We start from the raw sequence: 14,521 nt of genomic DNA on the forward strand, positions 1-14,521 counted from the left end.
TACCGACTCCTGTTTCGTAGCGCTTAAGTTCAAAAGTCAAACAGCGAAGATTTTGCCCGGGTTCATGATGCCGTTCGGGTCGAACACCGCTTTGACGGCTTTCATGTACTCGATCTCAACCGGCGAGCGGCTGTAGGTCAAGTAATCACGCTTGGTCATGCCCACGCCGTGTTCGGCGGAAATCGAGCCGTTGTACTTCTCGACGGTTTCGAACACCCACTTGTTGACGGTCGCGCACTTGGCGAAGAACTCGTCCTTGCTCAGGTTTTCCGGCTTGAGGATGTTCAAGTGCAGGTTGCCGTCGCCGATGTGGCCGAACCAGACGATTTCGAAGTCCGGGTAGTGTTCGCCGACGATCGCGTCGATTTCCTTCAGGAACGCCGGGACTTTCGACACAGTGACCGAAATGTCGTTCTTGTACGGCGTCCAGTGGGAAATGGTTTCGGAGATGTATTCGCGCAGCTTCCACAGGTTCTGCAACTGGGTTTCGCTCTGGCTCATCACGCCGTCCAGCACCCAGCCCTGCTCGACGCAGTGTTCGAAGGTTTCCAGGGCGTGGTTGGCCACTTCTTCAGTGGTGGCTTCGAATTCCAGCAGCGCGTAGAACGGGCAATCGGTTTCAAACGCCGCCGGCACGTCGCCGCGCGCCATGACCTTGGCCAGGGCCTTGTCGGAGAAGAATTCGAAGGCGGTCAGGTCGAGTTTGCTCTGGAACGCGTGCAGCACCGGCATGATCGAGTCGAAATCGGCGGTGCCGAGGACCATCGCGGTGAGGTTTTTCGGCGCACGGTCCAGACGCATGGTCGCTTCGACCACAAATCCGAGGGTACCTTCGGCGCCAATGAACAGCTGACGCAGGTCGTAGCCGGTGGCGTTCTTGATCAGGTCGCGGTTGAGTTCCAGCAGATCGCCCTTGCCGGTGACGACTTTCATGCCAGCCACCCAGTTACGGGTCATGCCGTAGCGAATGACCTTGATCCCGCCGGCATTGGTGCCGATGTTGCCGCCAATCTGGCTCGAACCTGCCGAAGCAAAGTCCACCGGGTAGTACAGGCCCTTTTCTTCGGCGACGTTTTGCAGATGCTCTGTCACAACGCCCGGCTGGCACACTGCCGTGCGGTCAGTCATGTTCACGTCGAGAATCTGGTTCATATAGTCGAACGACACAACCACTTCACCATTGGCCGCCACGGCAGCGGCGGACAGACCGGTGCGGCCGCCGGACGGCACCAGCGCCACCTTGTGCTCGTTGGCCCAACGCACAATGGCCTGAACCTGCTCGGTGGTCTTCGGAAACACGATGGCCGTTGGGGCCGGGGCGAAATGCTTGGTCCAATCCTTGCCATAAGCATTCAGGGAGTCGGCGTCGGTCAGCACCTTGCCAGGCTCTACCAGGGTCTTCAGCTCATCAATCAGGGCAGGATTGGTCATCGACAGAACTCTCGAACAATTCATGGTCATCCTGAGAACGCTTCACGTCGCAGGAATGAGTGTTTAGCGGGGTGCGTATGCTAGCATACCGACCCCGCAGCATAGAGCCCAACGGCTATTCTGCGGCGACGGCTTTCTTGCCGTCGGGGTCAGCATCTGTTGACCATTTCCTGCCATTTTTCTCCGGGATACAGGTTTACGCAGATGAGCAAGACTTCTCTCGATAAGAGCAAGATCAAGTTCCTTCTTCTCGAAGGCGTCCACCAATCGGCTGTCGACGTTCTCAAGTCGGCGGGCTACACCAGCATCGAGTACCTCACCGGTTCTCTGCCGGAAGCCCAGCTGAAGGAAAAGATCGCTGATGCGCACTTCATCGGCATTCGCTCCCGCACTCAACTGACCGAAGAGATCTTCGATCAGGCGAAGAAACTGGTCGCTGTCGGCTGTTTCTGCATCGGCACCAACCAGGTCGACCTGAACGCGGCTCGCGAACGCGGCATCGCGGTGTTCAACGCACCGTACTCCAACACTCGCTCCGTTGCCGAGCTGGTGCTGGCCGAAGCGATCCTGTTGCTGCGCGGCATTCCTGAGAAAAACGCTTCCTGCCACCGTGGCGGCTGGATCAAGAGCGCAGCCAACTCCTTCGAGATCCGCGGCAAGAAGCTGGGCATCGTCGGTTACGGCTCGATCGGTACTCAACTGTCGGTCCTGGCGGAAGGCCTGGGCATGCAGGTGTATTTCTACGACACCGTGACCAAACTGCCGCTGGGCAACGCCACTCAGGTCGGCAACTTGCACGATCTGCTGGGCATGTCCGACATCGTCACCCTGCACGTTCCGGAAACCGCTGCGACCCAGTGGATGATCGGCGAGAAGGAAATCCGCGCCATCAAGAAGGGCGGCATCCTGATCAACGCGGCGCGCGGCACGGTCGTTGAACTGCAAGCCCTGGCGGACGCGATCAAGGACAAGCACTTGATCGGCGCGGCCATCGACGTGTTCCCGGTAGAGCCTCGCTCCAACGACGAAGAGTTCGAAAGCCCGCTGCGTGGCCTGGACAACGTGATCCTGACCCCGCACATCGGCGGTTCCACCGCTGAGGCGCAGGCCAACATCGGTCTGGAAGTGGCAGAGAAACTGGTCAAGTACAGCGACAACGGTACTTCGGTATCGTCCGTGAACTTCCCGGAAGTGGCCCTGCCGGCTCACCCTGGCAAGCACCGCCTGCTGCACATCCACGAGAACATTCCGGGTGTGATGAGCGAGATCAACAAGGTCTTCGCCGAAAACGGCATCAACATCTCCGGTCAGTTCCTGCAGACCAACGAGAAAGTCGGCTACGTCGTGATCGACGTCGACGCCGATTACTCGGAAATTGCCCAAGAGAAGCTGCAGCACATCAACGGCACTATTCGTTGCCGCGTGTTGTTCTGACAGCGACTTGAGCGACAAAAAAAGGAGACCTTGGGGTCTCCTTTTTCATGGGCGCGGTTCTTTATTCCGAGCAGGTTACTTAACGTTGACGGTGATTTTCTCGGAGACGATCGGTGGATCGAAGGCCATATGGTTCATGTCGCCCAACTCCAACTGCAAGGTGTGCTTGCCTGGTGTCAGCGTCAGCTCGGTTTCTGTCTGCGCCTTACCAAAATGAACGTGATTGGCATCTGCCGGGATGACTGCCCCTGCTGCAACTACATCCTTGGCATCGACCAGCAAATGATGGTGCCCAGTATTCTTGGTGGTATCGCCCGCCGGCGCCAACGCAACGTTCTCCACAGCGAATTTAATTTTGAAAGTTTGCGGGACAGTCGCACCATCTTCAGGAGAAACGATGGACACTTCGGCGCCTTTGGGGGCCGGCGTTGCAGCACTGGCCAGCACCGAAACGCCCATCAATAGGCCAGCCAATGCTGCTCGTGACATAAACGTTTTCATTCTCTTCTCCAGTTTTTCCGTAAAATCCGCGTGGCCGAGACAACTTCACGGCCATTCGTTGTCGAAGGACCTCGACAACCATAGCAAAGCGAGCCTGAATCAGAGCATCGCCATAATGAATTCAAAGGAGTGACCATGCGCTTTTTGCCTGGCCTGATCTGCCTGCTACCCCTTTTGAGCCCTTTGGCTCATGCCGAACTGATTGACGATGTCTTCGATCGTGGCGAACTGCGCATTGCTATCGAGGCTAATACACCGCCCTTCAATTTCAAGGACGACGGCAAACTCACTGGCTTCGAAGTCGAGTTGGGGCAAATGCTGGCCAACGAACTGGATGTGCGCGCCGACTTTGTCGTTACAGACTCCACCGATCTGTTGCCCGGTGTTGAAACCGGCAAATACGACATCGCCATCAACCACATAGCAATGACCCCGGAACTGAAGGATCGTTTCGACTTCACCGAACCTTACATTCACACCAATGTGCAATTGATCGCGCAGAAAGAAGAAGAGCCGCGTTCAATCCTGCTGGTGCAGTCGCTGACAGAAGAAAAGCCGAAAGCCGCCCCGGCTGTGGACCTGGCGATTCCGTTTCAGAAGGGCAACCCGGCATTTCACGCCAGCCTGGAGAGTGCGCTGAAGCGGATAAAGGAGGACGGGCGACTGGAGGCGCTGGAGCAGAAGTGGTTTAAGGCGGACACCAGTGTGGCGCCGAAGCCTTGATCCCAAGCTGACGAATAACCCTGTGGGAGCGGGCTTGCTCGCGATGGCGGCCTTACATTCAACATCAATGCTGACTGGGATGGCCTCATCGCGAGCAGGCTCGCTCCCACAGGGGTTTGTGCGGGTTGTTAGATGAGTGTTGCCAGAGCCTGTGCCGCTTGTGGCAACTCCAGCTCGCTGAAAACTTGCACCCCATTGCGCTTGAGCAACGCCGCCGTCACCCCTTCGCCACTGACCTTTACGCCGCTGAAGCTTCCGTCATACGTCAGCACATTCCCGCACGACGGGCTGTTGGCCTTGAGCACCGCAATGCGGATACCGTGCTTTCGCACCAGTTCCAAAGCCTGATAAGCCCCCGAGAGAAACTCGGCGCTGACGTCCTCACCCTCGGTGGTGATTACAGAGACGTGGCCATCCAGCACTTCACCGCCCTGCCCGCCCGGAATTTCCGCCGCGGCCCTGGGCGTCGGCAAACCACCGGCCACTTCCGGGCACAGCGGTACCACTCGGCCTTCGTCGATCCACTGTTGAAGCTGATCGAACGGCCCGCTCGCCCCGCCGTCGTAACGCACGCGGTGGCCGAGCAGGCAGCGGCTTACCAGAATTTTCTGCATGATCAGAACGGCTCGTTACCACGACGCCGGAACCAGCCCGTCAACGACAGGCGATCCCGGGTCGCGGGCAGGACTTCGTGGGGCACTTCGCCCGACAGAAACACCACCAGGCATCCGCCGGTGGGCACCACGTCGTGTTCGATGCCTTCATTCAGGTACATGCGCAACTGGCCACCATGCTCGGGCAGCCACGCGTCATTGAGGTAAATCACCGCCGAGACCATGCGCCGGTCGTCGTCACGAAAACGATCGACATGCTTGAGGTAAAACGCACCGGGCGGGTACAGCGCGAAATGGCTTTCGAAATCTTCCAGGCCCAGATACAACCCGCGATTCATCGCCTCGCGCAGGCTGTCCATCAAGCCCAGGTAACTGTCGCACGCCAACGCCTGGCCGGGTTCGATCCACTGGATGTGGTCGCCGCGAATCCCCTCGCGAATCTCCGATGTCGGCCCGCGCCCCACGGCCGCCGGGGCCAGTTCGCCCTCGGCGGCACGTTTACGGCACTCAGCCGCCAGTTCCCGGGTCAGACCCAGAGGCAGGAAAATATTCTGCTGCGACCAGCCGCGCTCGGCCAGGTCGTCGACGATACGTAACAGCAGCGGGTGATCAGAGGATATTTGCATGGCGCGCATAGTATGCCTGTGCCTGCAAATCCGACAGAGCCGCGCAGCGGAGGATTTGTCGGATTACTGATACGAATTCTCGACAAGTACGGAAGCCGCACGGAGAATAGTCGCCTGCTGACAGGAGTCCCTATGCGCCGTTTGCTTTTTTCACTGCTGATGCTCTGTGTTTTGCCCGCTTGGGCAGACGGCCACGACCAGTTGTACAAGGTCGCCGGTTGGCCAGATCAGCGCGCGCATTTTAACGACGCCCTTTCAGCCGCCCAGCAGCGCTACCAGAACAGCCTGCCACCGGCTGTGTTTCAGGCCCTGGTAAACAACAGCAATCAACGTTTCGCCCCCCAGGCCGTGGACCAACGCGCCGAAGCGCAGTTGCGCAAAAGCCTCTCCGACCCGAAACCCGCACTGACCTTCTTTCAATCGCCCCTGGGCAAGAAAATCGTCGCCGCCGAATTGCTGGCGACCCGTCGCGATCAGCTGGCGAAAAACGCCAAGGGTTTGCCCAAGATTCAAGCCAGCGACAGCCGCATGTTGATCATCGGCCACCTGGCCCAGGCCCTGCCCGCTCGCGAGGCCGGTGCGGAAGTCAGCCTGGCGATTGCCGGCGTCGCGGCTGACAGCCTGAGTTCGATGATCCCCGGTTTGCTCGGTGGCGGGCAGGCGCAGGGCATGTTGAACGGACAGCGCCAGCGCTTGATGGATCAAATCGGGGCTGATCTGAACAACACGTTGCTGTACGTCTATCGCGACTTGTCGGATGAAGAGCTGGAAGAGTTCGCCACGTTTGCCGAGTCCACCGAGGGCAAGGCGTATTACCAGGCCGCGTTGGCGGCGATTCGGGCGGGGTTGGCGGTGGGGCAGAGCACCTCGAACCTCAACCAGTAATCTTCGGCGCCTGATACACCGCCATCGTCGGAACGCCGCCCGGAGCAAGCCCGCTCCCACATTTGTACGGTGTATACATAACCCTGTGGGAGCGAGCCTGCTCGCGATGAGTCCCTCTCTGCCGCTAAAGATTCCGGCCCTTGATCCGCTTACTCAAAAACCCGAAATACTCCTCCCGCATCGCCAAAGTCTCATTCGCCAAATGATGCCGCGCCTCCGGCAACATCAGCACCTGCGGCCGATCGAACTTGGCCTTCAACACCTCAAGGTTATGCGCCCAATCCACCGTCATGTCCGCCTGCCCCTGCACAATCAGCGGTTGCCGTGGACTGTTCGGCGCCGCCTCGATTCGCTTGATCCACCGCGCCAATGCGCCAACCCAGGCCGTCGGTAATCGCAGCGGTTGCAACGGGTCGGCTTGCAGGAACGGCAAGAAGTCAGGGTCGTTGGAGTTCTCGCTGAAACGCCGGGCGATGGCTTTCACAAAAGGCTTGAGCAGGTAATAACTGAGTTGCGACCAACCCCAGGCGCGCGGCCGAACCAGGGGTGACAACAGAATCACCTGGCCTTGCGCCGGACTGTTCACGCCCTGATTGAGCACGTGATCAATCACAATCGCTCCGCCGGTACTCTGCCCGCACAGATGCCACGGCTGCGGAAGGTCCAGCGACTGCGCCTCGGCAAACAACCCTTCCAGCGTGTGCTGATACTCGGCGAAATCCTTGATGCTCGCCCGCTCGCCGCTGGACAGACCATGCCCCGGCAAGTCGCAGGCAATCACCGCAAAGCCCTGATCCAGCGCCCACTCAATCACATGCCGGTACAGCCCGGTGTGGTCGTAGAAGCCGTGGAACAGAAACAGCGTCGCCTTCGCAAGCTCGGGCCACCAGACCTGACTGACCACCTCATAGCCATCGACCTCGAAACGCCCCAACCCGCTGCGCTGGGTTCGCCCCGGAAAATCCAGCCCGTAGAAGCGCTGATAGGCCAGCGCCTCCACCGAAAGCGGCTGCCACTCGGCCAGTGGCCGCAGGCTGGCACGCAAATGATCGGGGTCGAAAGTGGCAGACATGAGCTATTCCAGAGCGCTAAACAGACTTTATGGGCCTGCGATATTCATCTGTCGCGGCAAGCATGGCAAGCTAGCCGACCTTCGAGGATTGAAACCCATGCGTCCGGCCTACCGCACCACACTGCTTGCCAGCCTGCTCGCCCTCGTGTGTGCCGGCGTCTTGTGGGCGGCCTATGACTGGTTTCAGGGTCGCTACCTGCGCGCCTTCAGTTCGCACACCGCGGTATTTTCCGGTGACCCGCTGCGCCTGCCCGACGACCTCGCCGGCCCCGGTGCCATCCGCCTGGTGCATTTCTGGGATCCGGCCTGCCCGTGCAATGTCGGCAACCAACAACACCTGACCGAACTGGTCGAGCACTACGTAACGCAGGGCGTGGAGTTTTACGCGGTACAAAAACCCGGCAGCCACGGCCAGTTGCCCAGCACCTTGAGCCGCCTGAAAACCATCACCCTTCTCCCGGGCTCCGAACAGATTCCTGCCAGCCCGGCGGTGGCGATCTGGGACCGCAGCGGCAAACTGGCGTATTTCGGCCCATACAGCGAAGGCCTGACCTGCAATTCGAACAACAGCTTTATCGAGCCCATCCTGCAAGCACTCAGCGAAGGTCGGGCGGTGGGCGCCACCCATACGCTGGCGGTCGGTTGCTACTGCCCTTGGCCGGAGGAAGTGAAGTAAGGCAATCCTGACTTTTCCAGGACCGCGATGCCCAGCACAGGAGGTCTGTGCTACATGTTTGCAGCCCGCACGGGCGGCAATCCCGAAGAACAAGGAGTCACCATGAAACGCGTCCTGACCGTACTGGTATTGCTGATCGTCACGCTCGTCATCGGGGTCGGCGGGTACGTGTACATCAAGCAGCCGACGCGTCAGGGCCAAGTGGAGTTGCAGCGTCTTCAGGGTTCGGTGACCGTGCGTTACGACGAGCGCGGCGTGCCGCATATCCGCGCCGAAAACGAAACCGACCTCTACCGCACCCTTGGCTATGTGCAGGCTCAGGATCGGTTGTTCCAGATGGAAGCCATGCGCCGCCTCGCCCGGGGTGAGTTGGCAGAAATCCTCGGCCCGAAACTGGTCGACACCGACAAACTGTTCCGCAGCCTGCGCATACGCGAACGCGCCGAGAGCTACGTGGCCGCGCTGGATCGTCAGTCACCGGCGTGGAAAGCGCTGGAAGCCTATCTGGATGGCATCAATCAATATCAAGACACTCACGCGGCGCCCATGGAGTTCGACGTACTGGGCATCCACAAGCGCCCTTTCACCGCCGAAGACAGCATCAGCGTCGCCGGTTACATGGCTTACAGTTTTGCCGCCGCGTTTCGCACCGAACCTTTGCTGACGTTTGTGCGCGACCAATTGGGCGCCGAGTACCTGAACATTTTCGACCTCGACTGGCAGCCCAAGGGCGTGTTGGCCAAATCGCGCTCAACACCCGGCCCCGCCCTCGCCGCCGGCGACTGGAAAGACCTGAACGCCCTCGCCCGCCTCAGCGAACAGGCATTGGCCGACAACGGCCTGCCGCAATTCGAAGGCAGCAACGCCTGGGTGATTGCCGGCAACCGCAGCAAAAGCGGGAAGCCGCTGCTGGCCGGTGACCCGCACATTCGCTTCTCGGTGCCGTCGGTGTGGTACGAGGCGCAACTATCGGCGCCGGGCTTCGACCTGTACGGTCATCATCAGGCACTGGTGCCGTTTGCCTTTCTGGGCCACAACGTGGATTTCGGCTGGAGCCTGACGATGTTCCAGAACGACGACCTCGACCTGATCGCCGAGAAGGTCAACCCGGACAACCCGAACCAGGTCTGGTATCGCGGCAATTGGGTCGACATGGTCAACACCGAGCAACAGATCGCAGTGAAGGGCCAGGCACCGGTCACCCTGACGCTACGCCAATCGCCCCACGGCCCGATCATCAACGATGCACTCGGCACCGCCGCCGGCAAGACGCCGGTGGCCATGTGGTGGGCGTTCCTTGAAACGCCGAACCCGATCCTCGAGGGTTTCTACCAACTCAACCGCGCCGACACTCTTGCCAAGGCTCGCGCCGCAGCCGCCAAGGTTCAGGCGCCGGGCTTGAACATCGTTTACGCCAACGCCAAGGGTGACATCGGCTGGTGGGCCTCGGCGCTGCTGCCCAAACGCGCGGCCGGGGTGAAACCCGGATTCATCCTCGATGGCAGCACCCATCAGGCGGACAAGGAAGGTTTCTACCCGTTCAGCGCCAACCCGCAGGAAGAGAACCCGGCGCGCGGCTACATCGTCTCGGCCAACTTCCAGCCCTTGTCGCCGACCGGCATGGAGATTCCCGGCTACTACAACCTCGCCGATCGTGGCCAGCAACTCAATCGCCAGCTCAGCGACAAGAACGTGAAGTGGGACAACGAGGCGAACCAGAAGCTGCAACTGGGCACCACCACCGCCTACGGTCCGCGTCTATTGGCGCCGCTGCTGCCGGTGCTGCGTGAAGTGGTCAGCGATCCTGCCGAGCTCAAACTGGTTGAGCAACTGGCGCAATGGAAAGGCGATTACCCGCTGGATTCCACCAGCGCCACGCTGTTCAACCAGTTCCTGTTCAACCTGGCCGACGCGACGATGCACGATGAGCTGGGCAATGATTTTTTCGAAACCCTGCTCTCGACCCGTGTGATCGACGCCGCGCTACCACGCCTGGCCGCGACCGCCGACTCACCGTGGTGGGACAACCGCAACACCCTAGGCAAGGAAACCCGCGCCGACACGGTGAAGGTGGCCTGGCAAGCGAGCATCGCCCATCTCAAGACCACCCTTGGCGCTGACTTCGCGCAATGGCAGTGGGGCAAGGCGCACACCCTGACCCATGGTCATCCATTGGGCATGCAGAAGCCGCTCGACCGGATCTTCAACGTCGGCCCGTTCGCGGCGCCAGGTACCCACGAAGTGCCGAACAACCTCTCGGCCAAGATCGGCCCGGCACCGTGGCCCGTGACTTATGGTCCGTCGACGCGGCGGCTGATCGACTTCGCCGACCCGGCCCACAGCCTGACCATCAACCCGGTCGGCCAGAGCGGCGTGCCGTTCGACAGCCACTACGACGACCAGGCGGAGGCGTATGTCGAAGGGATTTACTACGAGGCGCATTTCAATGACGAAGAAGTCACGGCCAATACGCGCAGTACGCTGAAGCTGTTGCCGGCGCGCAGTGCTCAGTAGATTTGTATGGCTGGACTGGCCTCATCGCTAGCAGGCTAGCTCCCACAGTGGTCCTGTGCACGCAGATCCATTGTGGGAGCTAGCCTGCTAGCGATGAGGCCCGCAAGAACAACGCATATTCATGGCTCAAACCATCGCCGCAAAATTCAGCCTGAACTGCTGCGGCGTCACCCCCAGCCGGCGGTTGAACACTGTGCGCATGTGCTGGGCATCGCGAAATCCGCACTGATACGCCACCGTCTTGAGCGGCGAATGGGTGCTTTCAAGCAGCACCCGCGCCGCATCCACACGCGCCCGCTCGACGAATTCCGCCGGGGTGATTTTCGCTTCCTTGGCGAACACCCGGGAAAAGTTACGCGCGCTCATGTTGGCGGCGCTCGCCAGATCGGCAATGGTCAAGTCGCCGGTGAGGTTGGCCAGGACGTAAAGCTGCACCAGCGCCACCGCCGACGTCGGTTCGGCGTGGGGCGTGAGAAACGGGCTGAACTGCGATTGCCCGCCCGAGCGCTGGGTGAACACCACCAGCCGCTTGGCCACGCTCAACGCCACTTCCGCTCCGTGGTCCTGCGCCAGCAAGTACAGCGACAAATCGATCCCCGCCGTGACACCGGCCGAGGTGAAGAGCTCGCCGTTCTGAACGTAGAGACGATCGGCCTCAACCTGAGTCGAGGGGCACAACGTGGCCAACGCCGCGGCATCGCCCCAGTGGGTGGTGACGGTCCGTCCTTCGAGCAATCCGGCCCGGGCCAGCATGAACGCGCCGTTGCAGATCGAGCCAAACCGTTGTGCCAACGCACTGGCATCACGCAACCAGGCATTGAATGCCGCTCCGAAATCCAGAAACGGCAACTGCGGCCCGCCGGCCACCAGCAGCAAGTCAAAGGCGTCCAGCGCTTCGCTGAAATGCCGATGGGCATTGAGTGACAAACCGTTGGAGCACGGCATCACCCCGCGCTCGACGCCGATAACCTCCAACCGGTAATGGTCTTGCGGCTCGAGAAAACGATTGGCTTCGGAAAACACATCCATGGGTCCGGTGACGTCCAGCGACTGGACGCCTGAGAACACCACGATGGCAACGGTTTTACTCATGGCAGGGATCGCCTCAATTGTGAGCCAGCACACGACCTGTAGCAGCTGCCGAGCCTGCGAGGCTGCGTTCGGCTCGGTCCGCGCTCGGGCGAAGCAGTCGTAAACCCTGAGCATGCGGTTTGTCTGGAATACCGAGGCGTCTGATTTTACGACTGCTTCGCAGCCGAACGCAGCCTCGCAGGCTCGGCAGCTGCTACAGGGCATGCGTACAACCCGGGTTATCTGCGTCAACCCTAGCCAATCCGGGCGCAACAAGCGAGGTTGGCGCGATATGCCTGTTCATTGGCCGGGATCGCAGCCATGGATCGATTGTCCGGTTGGGGAGGCGGGAACAGACTTGCTCCATCAGCGCCGCCACGGCGTTCCCCACGAGGAAAGCACCATGAGCAGCAACATTGCCGGTATCAAAATCCCCGACAGCGCGTTGGCCCGGGCCACCACTGAATACATTCGCGACGCCGAGTCCGACCTGCTTTACCACCACTCGCGCCGGGTGTTTCTGTTCGGTGCCCTGAGCGGTGAGCGCAAGCAGTTGGCCTACGATCCGGAAATGCTCTACGTCGGCGCCATGTTCCATGACCTGGGCCTGGTGGAAGGTCATCGCACGGACAACGAGCGTTTCGAAGTCGATAGCGCCAACGCCGCCAAGGCGTTTCTCAAGCCTTATGGTTTGTCGGATGGTGATATCGAACAGGTGTGGCTGTCGATTGCCCTGCACACCACCCCGGGCGTGCCGCAACACTTGCGGCCTAACGTTGCGCTGGTCACGGCCGGTGTGGAAATGGATGTGCTGGGCATCGACTACGCCGCGTTTTCCACGGTGCAGCGGGAAGCGGTGGTGCATGCGCATCCACGGGGCGAAGGTTTCAAGGAATGCATCCTGTGTGCGTTCGCCAACGGCTTCAAACACAAACCGGACACCACGTTCGGCACGGTGAACGCGGATGTACTGGTGGACAGCGAGCCGGGGTTCAAGCCGATGAACTTTGTCGAGATCATCCGCAAGTCCCCTTGGGCTGCATAAAGCAAATGTGGGAGCGAGCCTGCTCGCGATGGCGGCGTGACAGTCAACATTGATGTTGAGTGTCAGTCCGCCATCGCGAGCAGGCTCGCTCCCACAGGGAACCGGGTTGACCACAGATTTGTGGTCAACCCATCAGGCTCAAGCCGCTTCCGGCGCCTGCTGGGCACGACGCACGTCCGGTTGTTTCCAGGAGTCGGCAGCGCTTTCTTCGATCGCCTGCTGGATCGCTCGCTTGCGCGCTTCTTCGGCACGGCGGCTGAAGAACCAGACCAGGAACGTCATCAGCGATACCGCCAACAGGATCAGACTGGCCACGGCGTTGATCTCGGGTTTAACCCCCAGACGTACCGCCGAGAACACTTCCATCGGCAGGGTCGTGGAACCCGGGCCCGACACGAAGCTCGCCAACACCAGGTCATCCAGGGACAGGGCGAACGACATCATGCCGCCGGCCCCCAGGGATGGCGCGATCATCGGAATGGTGATCAGGAAGAACACCTTCCACGGCCGCGCACCGAGGTCCATGGCCGCCTCTTCGATGGACAGGTCCAGCTCACGCAATCGCGCCGACACCACCACCGCCACATACGCCGCACAGAACGTCGTGTGGGCGATCCAGATGGTGACGATGCCGCGTTCCTGTGGCCAACCGATCATCTGCGCCATCGCCACGAACAGCAGCAACAGCGACAGACCGGTGATCACTTCGGGCATCACCAGCGGCGCGGTGACCAGGCCACCGAACAGCGTGCGACCCTTGAAGTGGGTGATACGGGTCAGGACGAAGGCCGCCAATGTACCCAGGGCCACCGCCGCCACCGCCGTGTAGCAGGCGATTTCCAGCGAGCGCACCACCGAGCCCATCAGTTGGGTGTTGTCCATCAACCCGACGTACCACTTGATCGACCAGCCGCCCCACACCGTCACCAGTTTCGAGGCGTTGAACGAGTAGATCACCAGGATCAGCATCGGCGCGTAGATGAACAGCAAACCGGCTATCAGCATGAAACTCGAGAAACGGAAGCGTTTCATTCCTTGCCCTCCATTTCTTTGGCCTGACTACGGTTGAACAGGATGATTGGCACAATCAGGATCAGCAACATCACCACTGCCAGCGCAGACGCCACCGGCCAGTCGCGGTTGTTGAAGAATTCTTGCCAGAGCACTTTACCGATCATCAGGGTTTCCGGACCGCCGAGCAGTTCCGGGATCACGAACTCACCCACGACCGGAATGAACACCAGCATGCAGCCCGCGACGATACCGTTCTTGGACAGCGGAATGGTGATCTTCCAGAAGCTGTTGAAGGTGCTCGAACCCAGGTCCGATGCGGCTTCCAGCAGACTGTTGTCGTGCTTCACCAGGTTGGCGTAGAGCGGCAGGATCATGAACGGCAGGTACGAATAAACCACGCCGATATACACCGCCAGGTTGGTGTTGAGGATCTGCAACGGCTCGTCGATCCAGCCCATGGTCATCAGGAAACCGTTGAGCAGACCGTTGTTGCTGAGGATGCCCATCCACGCATACACGCGGATCAGGATCGCGGTCCAGGTCGGCATCATGATCAGCAGCACCAGCACCGTTTGCATCTCTTTACGGGCACTGGCAATGGCGTAGGCCATCGGGTAGCCGATCAGCAGACAGAGGACGGTGCTGATCAGCGCCATCTTCAGCGAGCCGAGGTAGGCGGCGATGTACAGCTCATCACCGGCCAGCATCGCGTAGTTGCCCAGGTTAAGCAGCACCTGGAGCTTCTGGTCGATGAAGCTGTAGATTTCGGTGTACGGCGGAATGGCCACGTCGGCTTCGGCGAAGCTGATCTTCAATACGATGAAGAACGGCAACATAAAGAACAGGAACAGCCAGATGAACGGAACCCCGATGACCAGTTGGCGGCCACCGGGAATTATTCGATTAAGGCGGCGT

Annotated in this window: 14 protein-coding genes; 6 read left to right on the top strand and 8 right to left on the bottom strand. The window is 60.3% G+C overall.

The window, feature by feature from the left end:
• Positions 1-36: 36 nt before the first annotated feature.
• A complete protein-coding gene (locus ACA070_RS29515; protein ID WP_131061064.1) occupies positions 37-1,431 on the bottom strand; it encodes a D-2-hydroxyglutarate dehydrogenase in 1,395 nt (464 codons plus the stop codon).
• A 204-nt stretch (positions 1,432-1,635) separates the two neighbouring features.
• On the opposite strand from ACA070_RS29515, the gene serA reads away from it, so the two are divergent.
• The gene (gene serA, locus ACA070_RS29520; RefSeq protein WP_462029590.1) at positions 1,636-2,865 is read left to right on the top strand and encodes a phosphoglycerate dehydrogenase; all 1,230 of its coding nucleotides are present in this window, start codon (positions 1,636-1,638) and stop codon (positions 2,863-2,865) included.
• A 75-nt stretch (positions 2,866-2,940) separates the two neighbouring features.
• Here the strand turns inward: serA and ACA070_RS29525 are convergent, their stop codons facing one another.
• On the bottom strand, positions 2,941-3,366 hold the full coding sequence (locus ACA070_RS29525; RefSeq protein WP_403107571.1) for a DUF4399 domain-containing protein: 426 nt from the start codon (positions 3,364-3,366) through the stop codon (positions 2,941-2,943).
• A gap of 135 nt (positions 3,367-3,501) precedes the next feature.
• On the opposite strand from ACA070_RS29525, the gene ACA070_RS29530 reads away from it, so the two are divergent.
• On the top strand, positions 3,502-4,089 hold the full coding sequence (locus ACA070_RS29530) for a transporter substrate-binding domain-containing protein (RefSeq protein ID WP_497449356.1): 588 nt from the start codon (positions 3,502-3,504) through the stop codon (positions 4,087-4,089).
• Between the two features lie 128 nt (positions 4,090-4,217).
• On the opposite strand, the gene ACA070_RS29535 is transcribed toward ACA070_RS29530, so the two are convergent.
• Positions 4,218-4,703, bottom strand: coding sequence for a 2-thiouracil desulfurase family protein (locus ACA070_RS29535; protein ID WP_497449357.1), 486 nt, complete (start codon positions 4,701-4,703; stop codon positions 4,218-4,220).
• A 2-nt stretch (positions 4,704-4,705) separates the two neighbouring features.
• Positions 4,706-5,338, bottom strand: a complete 633-nt coding sequence (locus ACA070_RS29540; RefSeq protein WP_462029586.1) for a 2OG-Fe(II) oxygenase — start codon at positions 5,336-5,338, stop codon at positions 4,706-4,708.
• Positions 5,339-5,461: 123 nt separating this feature from the next.
• Here ACA070_RS29540 and ACA070_RS29545 point away from each other — a divergent pair, with 123 nt between their 5' ends.
• A complete protein-coding gene (locus tag ACA070_RS29545) occupies positions 5,462-6,214 on the top strand; it encodes a DUF2059 domain-containing protein (protein ID WP_497449358.1) in 753 nt (250 codons plus the stop codon).
• A gap of 124 nt (positions 6,215-6,338) precedes the next feature.
• Here ACA070_RS29545 and bipL read toward each other — a convergent pair whose 3' ends face one another.
• Entirely contained in the window at positions 6,339-7,286 is a 948-nt protein-coding gene (bipL, locus tag ACA070_RS29550; protein WP_497449359.1) for a phospholipase BipL, read from the bottom strand.
• 97 nt (positions 7,287-7,383) lie between these two features.
• On the opposite strand from bipL, the gene ACA070_RS29555 reads away from it, so the two are divergent.
• Positions 7,384-7,962 carry a DUF6436 domain-containing protein gene (locus ACA070_RS29555; RefSeq protein WP_497449360.1) on the top strand — a complete coding sequence of 193 codons (579 nt, stop codon included), beginning with the start codon at positions 7,384-7,386 and terminating at the stop codon, positions 7,960-7,962.
• A 102-nt stretch (positions 7,963-8,064) separates the two neighbouring features.
• Positions 8,065-10,476, top strand: coding sequence for a penicillin acylase family protein (locus ACA070_RS29560; protein WP_497449361.1), 2,412 nt, complete (start codon positions 8,065-8,067; stop codon positions 10,474-10,476).
• A 126-nt stretch (positions 10,477-10,602) separates the two neighbouring features.
• Here the strand turns inward: ACA070_RS29560 and ACA070_RS29565 are convergent, their stop codons facing one another.
• Positions 10,603-11,568 carry a GlxA family transcriptional regulator gene (locus tag ACA070_RS29565; protein ID WP_497449362.1) on the bottom strand — a complete coding sequence of 322 codons (966 nt, stop codon included), beginning with the start codon at positions 11,566-11,568 and terminating at the stop codon, positions 10,603-10,605.
• A gap of 382 nt (positions 11,569-11,950) precedes the next feature.
• Here ACA070_RS29565 and ACA070_RS29570 point away from each other — a divergent pair, with 382 nt between their 5' ends.
• Positions 11,951-12,592 (top strand): HD domain-containing protein, encoded by a 642-nt coding sequence (locus ACA070_RS29570; protein ID WP_497449363.1) that lies wholly within the window; start codon positions 11,951-11,953, stop codon positions 12,590-12,592.
• Positions 12,593-12,730: 138 nt separating this feature from the next.
• On the opposite strand, the gene ACA070_RS29575 is transcribed toward ACA070_RS29570, so the two are convergent.
• Together ACA070_RS29575 and ACA070_RS29580 are read right to left on the bottom strand one after the other, a co-directional pair.
• A complete protein-coding gene (locus ACA070_RS29575; protein WP_010466694.1) occupies positions 12,731-13,624 on the bottom strand; it encodes an ABC transporter permease subunit in 894 nt (297 codons plus the stop codon).
• The gene (locus tag ACA070_RS29580) at positions 13,621-14,502 is read right to left on the bottom strand and encodes an ABC transporter permease subunit (RefSeq protein WP_178082364.1); all 882 of its coding nucleotides are present in this window, start codon (positions 14,500-14,502) and stop codon (positions 13,621-13,623) included. Before ACA070_RS29580 ends, ACA070_RS29575 begins: the two co-directional genes overlap by 4 nt.
• Positions 14,503-14,521: the final 19 nt, after the last annotated feature.

The sequence above is a fragment of the Pseudomonas sp. LBUM1678 genome (assembly GCF_059695575.1).

What these genes read in the sequence shown, in the direction of transcription:
- ACA070_RS29530 (WP_497449356.1), top strand. Translation starts at nt 3,502, where the DNA reads ATGCGCTTTTTGCCTGGCCTGATCTGCCTGCTACCCCTTTTGAGCCCT.
- ACA070_RS29570 (WP_497449363.1), top strand. Translation starts at nt 11,951, where the DNA reads ATGAGCAGCAACATTGCCGGTATCAAAATCCCCGACAGCGCGTTGGCC.
- ACA070_RS29525 (WP_403107571.1), bottom strand. Translation starts at nt 3,366, where the DNA reads ATGAAAACGTTTATGTCACGAGCAGCATTGGCTGGCCTATTGATGGGC.
- ACA070_RS29545 (WP_497449358.1), top strand. Translation starts at nt 5,462, where the DNA reads ATGCGCCGTTTGCTTTTTTCACTGCTGATGCTCTGTGTTTTGCCCGCT.
- ACA070_RS29575 (WP_010466694.1), bottom strand. Translation starts at nt 13,624, where the DNA reads ATGAAACGCTTCCGTTTCTCGAGTTTCATGCTGATAGCCGGTTTGCTG.
- ACA070_RS29540 (WP_462029586.1), bottom strand. Translation starts at nt 5,338, where the DNA reads ATGCGCGCCATGCAAATATCCTCTGATCACCCGCTGCTGTTACGTATC.
- serA (WP_462029590.1), top strand. Translation starts at nt 1,636, where the DNA reads ATGAGCAAGACTTCTCTCGATAAGAGCAAGATCAAGTTCCTTCTTCTC.
- ACA070_RS29555 (WP_497449360.1), top strand. Translation starts at nt 7,384, where the DNA reads ATGCGTCCGGCCTACCGCACCACACTGCTTGCCAGCCTGCTCGCCCTC.
- ACA070_RS29565 (WP_497449362.1), bottom strand. Translation starts at nt 11,568, where the DNA reads ATGAGTAAAACCGTTGCCATCGTGGTGTTCTCAGGCGTCCAGTCGCTG.
- ACA070_RS29515 (WP_131061064.1), bottom strand. Translation starts at nt 1,431, where the DNA reads ATGACCAATCCTGCCCTGATTGATGAGCTGAAGACCCTGGTAGAGCCT.
- ACA070_RS29560 (WP_497449361.1), top strand. Translation starts at nt 8,065, where the DNA reads ATGAAACGCGTCCTGACCGTACTGGTATTGCTGATCGTCACGCTCGTC.
- ACA070_RS29535 (WP_497449357.1), bottom strand. Translation starts at nt 4,703, where the DNA reads ATGCAGAAAATTCTGGTAAGCCGCTGCCTGCTCGGCCACCGCGTGCGT.
- bipL (WP_497449359.1), bottom strand. Translation starts at nt 7,286, where the DNA reads ATGTCTGCCACTTTCGACCCCGATCATTTGCGTGCCAGCCTGCGGCCA.